Origin of the sequence: Vibrio alginolyticus NBRC 15630 = ATCC 17749 (assembly GCF_000354175.2) — a bacterium.
GTDB classification, from domain to species: Bacteria; Pseudomonadota; Gammaproteobacteria; order Enterobacterales; family Vibrionaceae; genus Vibrio; species Vibrio alginolyticus.
In genome coordinates this window covers 2,870,062-2,885,384 of the sequence record NC_022349.1, presented here as the reverse complement: position 1 = coordinate 2,885,384, position 15,323 = coordinate 2,870,062, and the positions used below count along the sequence as shown (strand labels likewise).

The 15,323-nt window shown below is 44.9% G+C and carries 12 protein-coding genes; 3 read left to right on the top strand and 9 right to left on the bottom strand.

What is annotated here, in order from left to right:
• Positions 1–316: 316 nt before the first annotated feature.
• From vpsR to xerD, 6 genes are all read right to left on the bottom strand, one after another.
• A complete protein-coding gene (gene vpsR / locus N646_RS13255) occupies positions 317–1,651 on the bottom strand; it encodes a cyclic-di-GMP-binding transcriptional regulator VpsR (RefSeq protein WP_017635067.1) in 1,335 nt (444 codons plus the stop codon).
• A 242-nt stretch (positions 1,652–1,893) separates the two neighbouring features.
• A complete protein-coding gene (lysS, locus tag N646_RS13250; RefSeq protein WP_017821503.1) occupies positions 1,894–3,426 on the bottom strand; it encodes a lysine--tRNA ligase in 1,533 nt (510 codons plus the stop codon).
• Positions 3,427–3,460: 34 nt separating this feature from the next.
• A protein-coding gene (prfB, locus tag N646_RS13245; protein ID WP_102949721.1) for a peptide chain release factor 2 occupies positions 3,461–4,559 on the bottom strand; the annotation gives its coding sequence in 2 pieces (ribosomal slippage) (positions 3,461–4,483 and positions 4,485–4,559; 1,098 coding nt in all).
• A gap of 173 nt (positions 4,560–4,732) precedes the next feature.
• The gene (gene recJ, locus N646_RS13240) at positions 4,733–6,472 is read right to left on the bottom strand and encodes a single-stranded-DNA-specific exonuclease RecJ (RefSeq protein ID WP_017821504.1); all 1,740 of its coding nucleotides are present in this window, start codon (positions 6,470–6,472) and stop codon (positions 4,733–4,735) included.
• A 43-nt stretch (positions 6,473–6,515) separates the two neighbouring features.
• Entirely contained in the window at positions 6,516–7,304 is a 789-nt protein-coding gene (gene dsbC / locus N646_RS13235) for a bifunctional protein-disulfide isomerase/oxidoreductase DsbC (RefSeq protein WP_005381786.1), read from the bottom strand.
• A gap of 59 nt (positions 7,305–7,363) precedes the next feature.
• Complete coding sequence (xerD, locus tag N646_RS13230; protein WP_005381788.1) at positions 7,364–8,281, bottom strand: site-specific tyrosine recombinase XerD; 918 nt, start codon at positions 8,279–8,281, stop codon at positions 7,364–7,366.
• Positions 8,282–8,438: 157 nt separating this feature from the next.
• Here xerD and fldB point away from each other — a divergent pair, with 157 nt between their 5' ends.
• On the top strand, positions 8,439–8,957 hold the full coding sequence (gene fldB / locus N646_RS13225; protein WP_005381790.1) for a flavodoxin FldB: 519 nt from the start codon (positions 8,439–8,441) through the stop codon (positions 8,955–8,957).
• 86 nt (positions 8,958–9,043) lie between these two features.
• On the opposite strand, the gene brnQ is transcribed toward fldB, so the two are convergent.
• On the bottom strand, positions 9,044–10,354 hold the full coding sequence (gene brnQ / locus N646_RS13220) for a branched-chain amino acid transport system II carrier protein (protein ID WP_005381792.1): 1,311 nt from the start codon (positions 10,352–10,354) through the stop codon (positions 9,044–9,046).
• A 330-nt stretch (positions 10,355–10,684) separates the two neighbouring features.
• Between brnQ and N646_RS13215 the strand changes: the two genes are divergently transcribed.
• Positions 10,685–11,404 carry a tRNA1(Val) (adenine(37)-N6)-methyltransferase gene (locus N646_RS13215; RefSeq protein ID WP_017821505.1) on the top strand — a complete coding sequence of 240 codons (720 nt, stop codon included), beginning with the start codon at positions 10,685–10,687 and terminating at the stop codon, positions 11,402–11,404.
• A 107-nt stretch (positions 11,405–11,511) separates the two neighbouring features.
• A complete protein-coding gene (gene srmB, locus N646_RS13210; RefSeq protein WP_005381797.1) occupies positions 11,512–12,735 on the top strand; it encodes an ATP-dependent RNA helicase SrmB in 1,224 nt (407 codons plus the stop codon).
• A gap of 109 nt (positions 12,736–12,844) precedes the next feature.
• Here srmB and yaaA read toward each other — a convergent pair whose 3' ends face one another.
• Both yaaA and N646_RS13200 read right to left on the bottom strand, forming a co-directional pair.
• The gene (gene yaaA / locus N646_RS13205) at positions 12,845–13,621 is read right to left on the bottom strand and encodes a peroxide stress protein YaaA (protein WP_017821506.1); all 777 of its coding nucleotides are present in this window, start codon (positions 13,619–13,621) and stop codon (positions 12,845–12,847) included.
• A gap of 110 nt (positions 13,622–13,731) precedes the next feature.
• Complete coding sequence (locus tag N646_RS13200) at positions 13,732–15,165, bottom strand: alanine/glycine:cation symporter family protein (protein ID WP_005381800.1); 1,434 nt, start codon at positions 15,163–15,165, stop codon at positions 13,732–13,734.
• Positions 15,166–15,323: the final 158 nt, after the last annotated feature.

Here is a 15,323-nt window from a genome sequence, read left to right as displayed (position 1 = left end):
TGGTGTTAACAACGTAATGTTTCATCTTGCGCCTCCTAGCTAAAAATTAATCCGTTTATGAAAGGTATAACTCACTGAGTTACGGTTAAATTGTAAGCTTTGATGAATATATATCAAACATTTTTTGCCTTTTTGATTAAAAACAAATCAATACACCTCAATTTAGTTTCATATACTTTTATGTATAACATATTCACCTGAGGAATATATAAATTTGCGGATTTTATAAATCAAACCAAACAAAAAATAAAAAGAGCGGCTCTGTGGCCACTCTTTTATTGTATTTATTCGCCTATTTGACACAGGGAAAGGCCAACTACATGGCTTGTTCGGAAATCAAATTATGTTTATTAAGTAGTCGATACATGGTTGCACGCGAAACTCCTAGCTCTTTCGCCGCATTTGAAACTTGACCAGAATGAGATTCCAAAACAACTAGCAACGCATCACGTTCACTCTTCTCACGGATTGATTTCAAGCTGCGCTTTGAGTCATTACGTTGAGGTAAATCTAAGTGATGCTCTTCAATCATTACGCTGTCGGACATTAATACCGCTCGCTTCACTTGGTTCATCAGCTCACGCACATTTCCAGGCCAGAAATAACGTGTCAGTGCCTTGAATGCATCCTCAGAAAAGCTTTTTGCTTGCGAGTTGTACTCTTTTGAGAACTCTTGTAAGTAGAAACGAGCCAGCAATGCGATGTCACTCGCACGTTCTTTCAAGCTAGGGACATTGATGCGCAAAACGTTGATGTAATGGTAAAGCTCTTCATTGAAGTCACCGTCAATCAAAGCTTTTTCAACATCTGACGAGTTAGCAGCAAGAATACGCACGTTAACCGCTTTTACGCCATCTTTGGTATCAATGGTGCCTTCTTGCAAGAATCTCAGCAGATTCATTTGCTGCTCTTTTGAAATGGTAAGAATGTCGTTAAACAACACGGTGCCGCCATCTGCTTGTTCAAGCAGGCATGCTTCCATATCTTCATCGGCGTTAATACCAAATACTTCAGCTTGGAAACGTTGTTCATTGAGTGCGCGACAGTTAATTGCCATAAACGGTTTATGAGAGCGTGAAGAGACTTTATGGATGGCCCTAGCAACCGCCTCTTTACCAGTCCCACTTTCCCCAGAAATCAGAATACTGACGTCCGTTGGACCAATGCGCTTCACTTGATCGCGTAAACGTTTCATCGGGATAGATTCACCGATCAAACCCATATCTAAACTGCTACCAAAACTAGGCCAAACTTTTTTCTCCAACTTAAGCATGCCAAGCTGGTGACCTATTGTGCTTAATAACTGTGCATCTGGGATCGGCGCTGTGAAAAAATCGATACAAAAGTTAACAATGAACTGGCATATGGTGTCAGTGCCAAGCTGAGATTCACGAATAAACGCTAACCAACGTACGTGTTTGTGAGAGCTGACTAAGTTCGCCAAACCATTCAAGCTGAACTCGTCATGGCTGAGATCAACAATACCGATACATGGACCAATATCTTCTAACAGCGTATTAGCTTTGCGTAAGTCACCTACTTGGTGACACTTCCAGCCCACTTGCTCCAGTACCGATAACCAAGGCTCATAAGTACCGCCAACTACCACAAGCGATCCCGGGATGGAATCCATCTTAAACTGCCCAGCCATTCTCTAACCCTTTTTCATTGTTAATAGAAATTTTGTGCCACAAACTTATCTTTGCGAGCGGGTAACATTATCGAGACTCCGCCCCCTCACGTCTGTCTCAGTATTAAGACTATGCAATAGATTGAGATTTGGCGAATGTTTATTTGCATATCCCATTAAAAGGCAAATGCAACAACTTGAATCAGCTTAACTAAAAGGCAAAAAAAACCACCCGAAGGTGGTTTTTTACTCATCCTATCGAATTACGCTTGCGGGCGCATTGCAGGGAATAAGATCACGTCACGGATAGTGTGCGTGTTAGTCAGTAGCATAACCAAACGGTCGATACCGATACCTTGGCCTGCTGTTGGCGGTAGGCCGTGCTCTAGAGCAGTGATGTAGTCTGCATCGTAGAACATTGCTTCGTCGTCACCAGACTCTTTCGCTTCAACCTGTGCTTTAAAGCGTGCATCTTGGTCTTCAGCATCGTTAAGCTCTGAGAAACCGTTCGCTACTTCACGGCCACCGATAAAGAACTCAAAGCGGTCTGTAAAGAACGGGTTGTCATCGCTACGACGAGCTAGTGGAGAGATATCTGCTGGGTAGCCAGTGATGAACGTAGGCTGCATTAGCTTAGGTTCTGCTGTTTCACCAAAGATCTCTTCAAGAAGCTGACCACATGTCCAGAAAGGTTCTACTTCAACGTGAACAGATTTCGCGATAGAAACCATTAGATCACGGTTTTGTAGGTCTTCTTCTGTTAGCGCTTGGATTTGCGCGTGGTCTGGGTTGTAGTGCTTGATTGCTTCGAACATGCTCATACGAGTGTAAGTACCACCAAACTCAACCGTTTCATCACCGTAAGGCATTGACGTTGAACCTAGAACTTCTTGCGCCACTGAGCTTAGTAGTTCTTCAGTTAGGTCCATCAGATCTTTGTAGTCTGCGTACGCCATGTAGAATTCCATCATTGTGAATTCTGGGTTGTGGCGTGGAGAAAGGCCTTCGTTACGGAAGTTACGGTTGATTTCGAATACGCGATCAAAACCACCAACAACTAGACGCTTCAGGTATAGCTCTGGCGCGATACGTAGGTACATTGGCATGTCTAGTGCGTTGTGGTGCGTGATGAATGGACGCGCACTCGCACCGCCAGGGATAACGTGCATCATTGGCGTTTCAACTTCCATGAACTGCTTAGAGATCATGAAGTTGCGGATTGCAGACATTACTTTAGAACGTACTACGAACGCTTGACGAGAGTCTTCGTTAACGATCAGATCAACGTAACGTTGGCGGTAACGCATCTCTTGGTCAGTTAGACCGTGGAACTTTTCTGGAAGTGGACGTAGTGCTTTGGTTAGCAACTCGTACTCTTCCATGTTCACGTATAGGTCACCTTTACCAGACTTATGAAGTGCACCTTTAACACCGATGATGTCACCGATATCTAGACCTTGGTATTTTTCTTTAAGTACTTTTTGAACCGCTTTGTCAGCGTAAGCTTGGATACGGCCAGAAGTTTCTTGGATTACCAAGAATGGACCACGTTTAGCCATGATACGGCCAGCGATTGCTACTACGTGGTTAAGCTCTTCTAGCTCTTCCTTCGTCTTTTCACCGAACTCTTTCTGAAGGTCGCCCGCTAGTGCGTCACGACGGAAGTCGTTTGGATGGCCGTTCGCTTTGCAGCTCTTTCGGATTGCATCCAGTTTAGCGCGGCGTTCAGCAATTAGCTTGTTCTCTTCTTGTGCAGAGGCTTCTTGTACAGTTTCGTTTTGAACAGCATCAGTCATTTTCGATGTATCCTGTTTTTGTCGGTGAAAAGCTTTATAGACCTGATTTCAGGCTAGCTTCAATAAATTTGTCCAGATCGCCATCAAGAACCGCTTGAGTATTACGGTTTTCAATGCCCGTACGGAGGTCCTTAATACGTGAGTCATCCAATACGTAAGAACGGATCTGGCTACCCCAGCCAATGTCAGACTTAGCGTCTTCATTAGCTTGTTTTTCCGCATTTTGCTTTTGCAATTCAAGCTCAAATAGCTTCGCTCGAAGCTGTTTCATTGCCTGATCTTTGTTCTTATGTTGAGAACGGTCATTCTGACACTGAACCACTGTGTTCGTAGGTACGTGCGTAATACGTACCGCAGATTCTGTGGTGTTTACGTGCTGACCACCTGCGCCTGACGCACGGTAAACGTCAATACGTAGGTCGGAAGGATTAATGTCGATGTCGATGTTTTCATCAATCTCTGGATAGATGAACGCAGAAGCAAATGACGTATGGCGACGACCGCCTGAATCGAACGGAGATTTACGAACAAGACGATGAACGCCCGTTTCAGTACGTAACCAACCGTACGCATATTCACCAGAGATGCGAACTGTTGCCGACTTAAGACCCGCGACTTCACCTTCAGAGACTTCAATCACTTCAGCTTTGAAGCCCTTCGCTTCTGCCCAACGTAGGTACATACGCAGCAGCATGTTAGTCCAGTCTTGTGCTTCTGTACCACCAGAGCCAGCTTGCAAATCGATGTAACAATCAGAGCTATCGTGGTCGCCAGAGAACATACGACGGAATTCAAGCTTTTCTAGCTTCTCTTCCAACTCAGCAAGTTCTGGTTCAATTTCGTCAAATGTTTCTTGATCTTCTTCTTCTACAGCCAGCTCAAGAAGACCTTCTACATCTTCCACACCTTGCTCTAGTAGATCAATGGTTTCAACAACCGCTTCTAGTGATGCACGCTCTTTACCCAGTGCTTGCGCACGCTCAGGTTCGTTCCATACATCTGGTTGTTCAAGTTCTGCGTTGACTTCTTCTAGACGCTCTTTCTTCGCGTCATAGTCAAAGATACCCCCTCAGGACATTTGTGCGCTGAGACACGTCCTGCAGACGGTTTTTAATTGGATTGATTTCAAACATGTTTACTCAACATTTTAGAATAGAATTTAACCGAGAAATTCTACTGAAAAATGTGACCGAGATACAGGAAAATTTCGGATGAGAAATCAGATTGCGGTGAGAGAGAGCACGGTCATAAAATTTTACACCCACTTAGGGGCAACCGTACTCTATAAGAAAGGTTAATCTAGGTATTACTTAGCTTCGATATGGTCGATCATCAATTGCAATGATTGATTACCACGAAATTCATTCACATCCAGCTTATACGCGAGACGTACTGTTTTAACCGATGCATCTGGCCATCGACGTAGATCAACATTGAATGCGATACCGTCGATCATCACATTGGTAGGGTGACCTTTATAAAGCGGCTCTAACATCAATTTAAGATGCTTCTCACCCACCAGCTTTTGATGCAGTACTTTAAACTCACCATCAAAGATTGGCTCTGGGAAAGCTTGTCCAAAAGGGCCACCCGATCGCAGCTGTTCAGCAACATGCATAGAGAACTCTTCCGGCTTAAGTTCGCCATCTGACATGATCACGCCTTTTAGCGCCGCTTCATCGAGTTCCTTTTTTACCACTTCATCAAACAAACGACTGAAACGCTCAAAATCCTGCTCTTTAATCGTTAAGCCTGCTGCCATGGCGTGTCCACCAAACTTGATGATCAAACCCGGGTTTTGCGTGTCGATGAAATCCAACGCATCGCGCATGTGTAGCCCCGGAATAGAACGACACGAGCCTTTAATCGTCCCTTCTCCACCATCAGCAAATGCAATGACTGGACGATGAAACTTCTCTTTAATGCGCGAAGCCAAAATACCAATCACACCTTGGTGCCAATCACGTTGGAATAAGGCTAAGCCATAAGGAAGCTCATTGCCTTCACCAAACTGAAGGCGCTCACAGAAAGCCATCGCTTCTTGCTTCATGCCTTCTTCAATCTCTTTACGAGTTTGGTTCAAGCCATCCAATTCACTTGCCATGCGACGAGCAGCGTGGATGTTGTTACACATCAGCAGTTCAACACCGAAAGACATGTCATCAAGACGACCTGCTGCGTTAATACGTGGACCTAAAGCAAAGCCAAAGTCAGACGCAACTAAACGACGCGCATCGCGCTTCGCGACCTCAATTAATGCTTGGATGCCGGGACGCGCTTTGCCCGCACGAATACGTTGCAAGCCTTGGTGTACAAGAATGCGGTTGTTTTCATCCAATGGAACGACGTCGGCGACGGTACCCAGTGCAACAAGGTCAATCAGTTCCATCAATTTGGGCTCTTGCATCCCCTGTTCTGCAAACCAATTGTGTTTTCGCATATGAACGCATAGTGCCATCATGAGATAAAACGCGACCCCTACACCCGCAAGCGCTTTAGATGGAAAGCTACAGCTCTCAAGGTTTGGGTTCACCATTGCATCCACATCAGGCAACACTTGTCCTGGCAAGTGGTGATCGGTAACAAGCACAGTAATGCCATTTTCTTTTGCGTAACGCACGCCTTCGATTGATGAGACGCCGTTATCCACCGTCATGATCATCTCAGCGCCAAGCTCTAGGGCTTGGTCAACGACTTCTGGGCTTAACCCATAACCGTCTTCAAAACGATTTGGCACTAGGTAATCCACATTGTGACTACCAAGCATACGCAGCGCGAGCACTGATAATGCTGAGCTTGTCGCGCCATCAGCGTCAAAATCACCGACAACGATGATGCGTTTTTGTTCTTTTATCGCCTGAAACAAAAGATCGACAGCTTGCTCAATCCCCCCGAGTTTTTGATATGAATGCAACCCACGGGCCGACGTTTCTAATTGTGAAAGATCCGTTATCCCACGGTTGATGTAGATACGTTTAAGAATCGGAGGAATGGAATCAGGAAGAAGGGAAAGATCTGGTTCAGGACGTCGTTGAATTTCTATCATGCTTGAAAGAGCCGACAACTTTGCCGGCTCTGCTCCTAAAGGATTATAGTTGCTTTAAACGTTTCAATAGCTCTGCAGGTGGTAGGTAGCCACCAACCATTTCGCCATTCGGTAAGAAGATTGCTGGCGTACCAGAAATACCCAATTGGCGACCTAGATTGTAATGCGCCTGGATGGTTTCTTTACACTGTTTCAAGTCTTTCGCAGGGTTATCAAATGTACGATTCACTTTCGCGTTGTGCATTGCCGACGCCGGATCTTCAGCACACCAAATCGTTGCCATTTGCTCTGCCACAGGGCCAGTTGCACCTTGGCGAGGGTAAGCCATGTAACGCACTGTAATACCTAGATCATTATAGCCTTGCATTTGGCTATGCAGACGCACACAGTAACCACAGGTGATATCAGTGAATACGGTCACAACATACTTTTCATCGTCGGCTTTGTATTCGATCATGCTATCGGAGAACTGAGCAATTTTCTCGGCGTTAAGCGGCGCTTGACGCTCTGCTATGACATCTTTGTAACTGCCATCATCATTAATGGCATAAAGCGTACCGGCGATAAAATGGCTACCATCATTTGAAGCAAACAGGATCCCGCCATTGGTTTGAATTTCCAATAAGCCAGCGACGTCTGATGGTTGAATATCAACGATAGATAAACCAAGCTTTGAGAACTTAGTTTTTAATGCTGCTTCATCAAAGCCGCTTTGTGCAGCTGGCGCCACTTGTTGCGCAGGAGTCTCCGTTTGAGCCTGACTTTCTTCTGCACCACAAGCGGTAACAAAAAATGGTAAAGTCAGCAGAGTTAGTCGGCGTAATACGCTCATGAAATTCACCTTAATGTAAAATCGTTTTTCCAAGAAGACATGGATGAATCTAACCATTGTTATGCTCTTGGGTGGTGTTGACTGTGGATCTGCTTCAATCGTTCAGTCGCCACGTGAGTATAAATTTGCGTGGTCGATAAGTCACTATGTCCTAAAAGCATCTGTACGACCCTGAGATCTGCGCCATAGTTCAATAAATGCGTGGCAAAGGCATGACGCAGTACGTGCGGCGACAGCTGATCAGTATCAATCCCTGCTATCAAAGCATAGTACTTAATACGGTGCCAAAACGTCTGACGAGTCATCTGTCTTGCGCGTTTACTAGGAAAAACAATATCAGATGATGTATCACCAAGTAACGCAGGACGCCCTTGTTGAATGAACGTCTCGATCCAATCGACCGCGTTTTCCCCCATAGGAACCAGGCGTTCTTTACCACCTTTACCAGTCACGCGCACCACCCCTTGGCGCAAGCTAACATTTTCCATGGTCAAACTGACGAGCTCTGTCACACGCAACCCTGTCGCGTAGAGTAGCTCTAGCATCGCTTTATCGCGCAATTCTATAGGGTCATTCGGGTCTGGCGCTTCGAGCAACGCGTCCACTTGCTCTTCACTAATATCTTTGGGTAAACGTTGTGGCAGTTTAGGACTAACCAAAAGCGCACTCGGGTCATCAGCACGCACCTTCTCACGATGCAGGTATTGAAATAAACGACGAATAGCCGACAACATACGCGCACGGGACGTCTGTTTGTAATCTAAGTCTACAAGGTGGCTTTGATATTCTTGCAAGCCAGACAAACTGATAAAATCAAGACGGTATCGATGTTTTTCCATCCACACGAGCAGCTTCATTAAATCGTTTCGGTAGGAAGCCAACGTGTTCTCTGATAGGCCACGCTCCATCCACATCGCATCTAAGAATTGCTCAACAAGCGAAAAATCTTGTTGATTGACAGGCTGTTGTGCCGTCATGAATGCTTCCTTATCTGTTTATATTTACAGTATTTAGATTAAAGCACCTGCCAATCCAATACCATAAAAAATCATCCCACATAGGATATTCGCTGCAATCTTCCTCAATTTATGGTTAGAATCTTCCACAACAGCAACACAAATAACGACGAATATAATGAAAATCGGACTCTTTTACGGCTCAACGACCTGCTACACCGAAATGGCAGCAGAGAAAATTCGTACCCTTATTGGTGAAGACCTTGTCGACATTCACAATGTGAAAGAGACACCGTTATCACTAATGGCGGACTACGACTTATTACTCCTTGGCATCTCAACTTGGGATTTTGGTGAAATTCAAGAAGATTGGAACGCGATTTGGCAAGACATCGCGACCACGCCACTGAAAGGCAAAGTTGTAGCGCTGTTTGGTCTGGGTGACCAAGAAGGTTACGGAGAGTGGTATTTAGATGCGATGGGCTTACTTCACGATGAATTACAAGCCACAGGCGCAACCTTTATCGGTTACTGGCCAAATGAAGGCTACGAATTTGAAGCATCGAAAGCATTGATCGAAGATGGCAGCAAGTTTGTTGGACTTGCGTTAGATGAAGACTCACAGTACGAACTGAGTGATGAACGCATCGAAAAATGGTGTGAACAAGTTCTTGTGGAATTCCACGACACGCTTTGATAGCGCAAACACGTAATCATTAAAAAAGTAAAAAGCCCGATGAAGTAATTCATCGGGCTTTTTATTATCTTGATAACGCGAAGTGATTACGCGGTTTCTTGTGCTAGCTCTGGGCGAGGTTTCGCGATGAAGAACATGCACACGATAGCCGCAAATGTTGGAAGCACCCAACCCATGCCGACTTCGAATAGTGGCAACATGTTAAACGCAGAAACATCAATACCCGATACTTTTGCCGCATCAACCAACGCAAACAGTAGAGATACAAGCAGTACTGCACGGTAAGCAAAGCGTGGATTCGGCAGTTTGCTGCGCACAAATGTTAGTGCAACCAACGCAATCGCCACAGGGTACAGCGCAAACAATACTGGCACTGACAGAGAAATCAGCTGCGCAAGACCAACGTTTGCAACCAATGCACAAACAGAACCATTAATCAGTACCCATTGCTTGTATGACAGTGGTGTTTTCGAGCTGAAGAAATCTGAACACGCAGAAATCAAGCCAATCGCGGTTGTCAGACACGCTAGCAATACGATGACAGACAGAACGATTTGACCGTATGGACCAAACAACGCTTGAACGTATTGGCTAAGCACTAGGCCGCCATTATCAGCACCAGCAGCAACAGTTGCACTCGTCGCACCTAAGTAAAATAGTGAGATGTAAACAAACGCAAGACCAGCAGCAGCAATACAACCTGCATAGATCAGATATTTAGTAGTAGCAGAGCGCTCAGTAATGCCTTTGCCGCGCAGTGCATCAACCATCAGCATACCAAACATCAATGACGCGAACGTATCCATTGTGTTGTAGCCTTCTAAGAAGCCTTTGGTCAGAGGCTGCGTTAGGTATTCACCGTGCGCGCCAATCATATCGCCCTGAGGATCAAGGAAGACAGCGACAGCAAGAATGATCAAACCAACGAACAATGCTGGTGTCAGTACTTTACCGATAAGATCGATCAAACGGCCTTGGAACCATGAGAACATCATCGCTGCGATAAAGAAGATCACTGAGAACGCTGTCAGATGCGTTTGTGACGCCTCAAGGAAGAAAGGTTTCACCGCCATCTCGTAAGCCACTAGGCCAGTACGAGGCGCTGCAAACGCAGGACCAATGATGATGAAAATCAGTGCAGCCATAAGAACTGCCGCTTTTTTCGGAAGATCTTGCGTCAAGTGATCCCAAGAACCACCAGCAACAGCAATAGCAACGATAGTAATAAGAGGTAGACCTACCGCTGTTAGCAAGAAACCAAACATAGCTGGCATTAAGTTTTCACCCGCTAACTGACCCGCTAGAGGTGGAAAGATAATATTGCCCGCACCTAAAAAGAACGCAAATAGCATAAAGCCTACTGCGATAATATCTGTTAGTTTTAACGTCTGCTTCACAGATAACCCTTGTCTTTTAATTAATGAATGTTGTGTATGCTTAGACCACTTTTTGTATACCTAAAGTCAATAAGTACACGTGGTTCAATCTATAAAATTTTCGCCGCATAATGACGAAAGACTCATCATTTGGCAACCTTTAAGAAAAAAACACCATATTAATTTAGTTTTCAAACTTAAAAGCAGTGGATATAACCAGATCCAAATAACAGACCAGTTCTTTATCTCGATCAATTAACAATACAATTTAATAACCAACAAAACAACAATCTATACAATTAATAAACAATAGAGCAATCTACTTAATTATTGAGCAAATATAAAACAATCATGAAGAACAAAAAACTGAAAACTAAAGGCTTCAATTTTAAGCAATTTTGTATTGAGGGCGGCGAGAGTGGTATGCCAGTCAGCACAGATGGGGTAATGCTTGGTGCTTGGATTCAAAGCCCTAACGACGCTAAAATTCTCGATATTGGCACTGGCACTGGCCTGCTTGCCCTAATGTGTGCTCAACGCTTTACAGAAGCTCAAATAACCGCGGTCGATATCGAACTAACAGCAGTTGCTGCCGCGCAAAAAAATATAGCCCAGTCTCCTTGGTCAGATCGTGTAAGTGTGCATCACACCGACATACTGCACTTTACGCCGACACATCCATTCCAACGCATCATTTGTAACCCGCCCTACTTCAACAGCGGCGAGCAATCGAAACACAGTCAACGTGCAACCGCGAGGCACACAGATACGCTAGGCCATAACGTATTGCTGCAGCGTTGCTATCATTTGCTTGATGACGAAGGGAGGGCTAGTTTTGTGTTGCCAATCACCGAAGGCGAGCAGTTCATTGAGCTAGCATTAAACCAAGGTTGGTATCTATCGAGGATCTGTCGTGTGCAACCATCAGAAAAGAAACCAGTACACCGATTGTTATTTGAACTGTCAAAACGACCTTGCGATTCGCAAACGTCACATTTAATTATCCGTTCAAATGACCGCTATAGTGATGATTTCATCCAGTTAACTCGCGAGTTTTATCTTAAGATGTGAAATAACATGTGATCCTTATCACCAATCACTTTATAATGTGCGACCTTTTTGTATTCTATGCTGTTGTGGCGAACCATTAACCAAGCTTTGCTTGTGGAGAACTCATTGTGATCAGAACCTTTGCTGAACTTGATCTAGACCAAAACCTACTTGAAGCCATTGAAGAGATGGGTTACGAACGCCCAACAAAAATTCAGGCAGAAGCGATTCCACAAGCGTTGGACGGTCGTGACATTCTAGCGTCAGCGCCAACAGGAACTGGTAAAACGGCCGCCTTCGTCCTGCCAGCATTGCAATACTTGCAAGACTTCCCTCGTCGTAAGCCTGGGCCTGCGCGTATTTTGATCCTAACGCCTACTCGCGAACTGGCGATGCAAATTGCCGATCAAGCACGTGCTTTGGCAAAAAATACCAAACTCAACATTTTCACCATCACTGGTGGTGTTCAGTACCAAGAGCACGCCGACATCCTTGCAACAACACAAGACATTGTGGTTGCGACACCTGGCCGTTTAAAAGAATACATTGATGCAGAACGTTTTGATTGTCGTGCAATCGAATGGTTAATCCTTGATGAAGCAGACCGTATGCTAGATATGGGTTTTGCCCCTACTGTCGATCGCCTATCTAACGAATGTCGCTGGCGTAAGCAAACCCTTCTGTTCTCAGCAACGTTAGAAGGGAAAGGCGTAGAAGGCTTTACCGCTGATCTGTTGAATGACCCAGCAGAGATCGATGCAAAATCGCCGCTGCGTGAGCGTAAGAAAATTGCTCAGTGGTACCACCGAGCTGATGATGCTGAACACAAACTGGAATTACTAAAACACATTATTACTCAGCAAGCTGAGCGCACTATCGTCTTTTTAAAGACTCGTGAGCGTTTGGCTGAGCTACGAGCGCAGCTTGAAAGTGCACAGATTCCATGTTCTTGGATTCAAGGTGAAATGCCGCAAGATCGTCGTAACAATGCGATTTCTCGCTTCCGCGATGGAACTGTGAACGTGCTGCTCGCGACGGACGTTGCTGCGCGTGGTATCGATCTTCCGGATGTATCACACGTTATCAACTACGACATGCCGCGCACGGCTGATGTTTACCTTCACCGTATCGGCCGTACGGCTCGCGCAGGTAAGAAAGGTAACGCTATCTCAATCGTAGAAGCACACGACCAACCAATGATGGATCGCGTTGCACGTTATGTGAAAGAAGACATCAAAGAGCGTTTCGTGAAAGAGATGCGTCCTAAACACAAAAAGCCTGTGTTTAAGAAGAAAAAGAAAAAAGACGACAAGAAAAAAGTAGCGAAAAAGAAAACCGCTAAGAAGAAGTAATCTTGTTGGGGCCAAGTAGCTCAAGCTAGAAAATAACAAAGGGTTGGCAATGCCAACCCTTTTTCGTTTGTGCTGATAGAGATTAACGTAGACTACGTCTCAATCAGCTTTATTTTTGCTCTTCGCGTTTAAATACTAACTCTGTTGGCGTCGATTCATCTTCCACAAAGTAGTAACCCACCGTATCAAACTTAGTCAGGTCTGCAACGCTCTCAACACGGTTTTCAATGATGTAACGCGCCATCATACCGCGCGCTTTCTTCGCGTAAAAACTGATGACCTTGTATTGACCATTCTTACAATCTTTGAATACTGGCGTGATCACTTGCGCATCTAAATTCTTTGGCTTAACCGCTTTAAAGTATTCATTTGATGCAAGGTTGATAAGGACATTATCACCTTGAGCAGAAATCGCTTCGTTAAGCTTGTCCGTAATAACATTGCCCCAAAACTGGTACAAGTTCGTACCTTTGTCGTTTGCAAGCTTGGTACCCATTTCAAGACGGTATGGCTGCATCAAATCAAGTGGTTTTAGTAAACCATAAAGACCCGATAGCATACGCAGATGATCTTGAGCATATTCGAAGTCCGCTTCAGATAAACTTTCGGCGTCTAGCCCTGTGTAAACGTCACCTTTAAATGCAAGAATGGCTTGTCGTGAGTTTTCAGTGGTAAACGTTTCACTCCACTCTTGGAATCGACCTACATTTAAATCGGCAATCTTGTCGCTCACTTTCATTAAAGAGGCAACATCAGCAGGAGTCAGTTTGCGGCAAACATCGATAAGCTCTTTTGAGTATTCGACCAACTCAGGTTGAGTAAATTTTTCTGTCGCTAACGGAGACTCGTAATCAAGAGTCTTCGCTGGAGAAACTACGATAAGCATGACTTTCCCTTCTCTAATTTTGTTTTTAATAGGGTACAAAAAAAGCCATGCATTGTCTGCATGGCTTTTTACATCGTACTAATAGCTTTCAACTATGAGTGATAGCTCACTTAGTCTTTTTTATCGTTGTACCAAATGCCTTCTTCAAGCTGAGATTTCAGCTCTGGGAAATCATTCGCATCAAATGTTGGCACTTTGCCTTCACCAAGCTGGCGATTGTAATCTTTGGCCAGTTTAATCACGATGCCAGATAGCAAGATGATCGCCACCAAGTTGACTATCGCCATCAGACCCATAGAGACGTCAGCAAGCGACCATACGACTGGTAACGAAGCTAGTGCACCAAACATCACCATACCAAGAACAATAACGCGGAAAATGCTTAAGCCCGCTTTATGATTGTGCTCTAGGAAGATTAAGTTCGTTTCAGCGTACGAGTAGTTTGCAATGATTGAAGTAAACGCAAAGAAGAAGATTGCCACAGCAACAAAGATGCCGCCCCAATCGCCAACTTGTGAGCTCAATGCACGCTGAGTTAGCTCGATACCCGTCACTTCTGTTGCTTGACCGACATACTCACCAGACATCAGGATGATAGCCACTGTTGCAGAACAGATAACGATCGTATCCATGAACACGCCTAGCATCTGTACGTAACCTTGAGACGCTGGGTGTGGTGGGTAAGGTGTTGCTGAAGCTGCCGCGTTAGGTGCAGAACCCATACCTGCTTCATTCGAGAATAGACCGCGCTTGATACCGTTAATCATTGCCTGTGCAATTGCGTAGCCAAGACCACCTGCTGCTGCTTCTTGCAGACCAAATGCACTCTTAAAGATAAGCATCAATACATCAGGTAATTTCTCTAGGTTAGAGAACATGATGAACAGCGCTAGAGCTAGATAAAGTAGTGCCATGATCGGAACGATCATCTCAGCAACTCTTGCGATACGCTTGATGCCACCAAAAATAACAATTGCAGACAGTAAAACAACGGCAATACCGACATACAGATTATTCCAACCAAATGCGTTGCTCATTGCATTGGCAATTGAGTTAGCTTGTACGGCGTTGAATACCAAACCAAAAGCGATGATTAGGAAAACTGAGAACAACACGCCCATCCAACGCATGCCCAGGCCTTTTTCCATGTAGTAGGCAGGGCCACCACGGTAGTTGCCATCATCATCTTTGGTTTTGTATAGCTGCGCCAGTGTGCTCTCAGCAAACGATGTTGCCATACCAAGCATTGCAATCAGCCACATCCAGAAGATCGCACCAGGACCACCCGCAGTCAATGCAACTGCAACGCCCGCCATGTTACCTGTACCAACACGTGCAGCAAGACTAGTACAAAGCGCTTGGAAAGAGGAAATACCAGCTTTGTCTGCTTTACGGCTGTTCTTAAGAACAGAGAACATGTGGCCGAAATGGCGGAACTGAATGAACCCTAATCGAACGGTGAAGTAAATACCAACACCAACAAGAAGATAAACCAGAATCGAGCCCCAGAGGAGATCGTTCATCAAATTGATTAAGTCTGTCATGTGTACCTCAAAGTGAGTTGCGCCAGTCTATGCGTCCTAGCCATCCACCAAATTGCCTGCTAAGTGTCAAAGTGTGCTTAGCTTTTTAAGTAATGTTTATGGGCAATCTAGAATCGTAAACGTCGCTTCATGCATCCATTTTACGTACCAGCGTATTT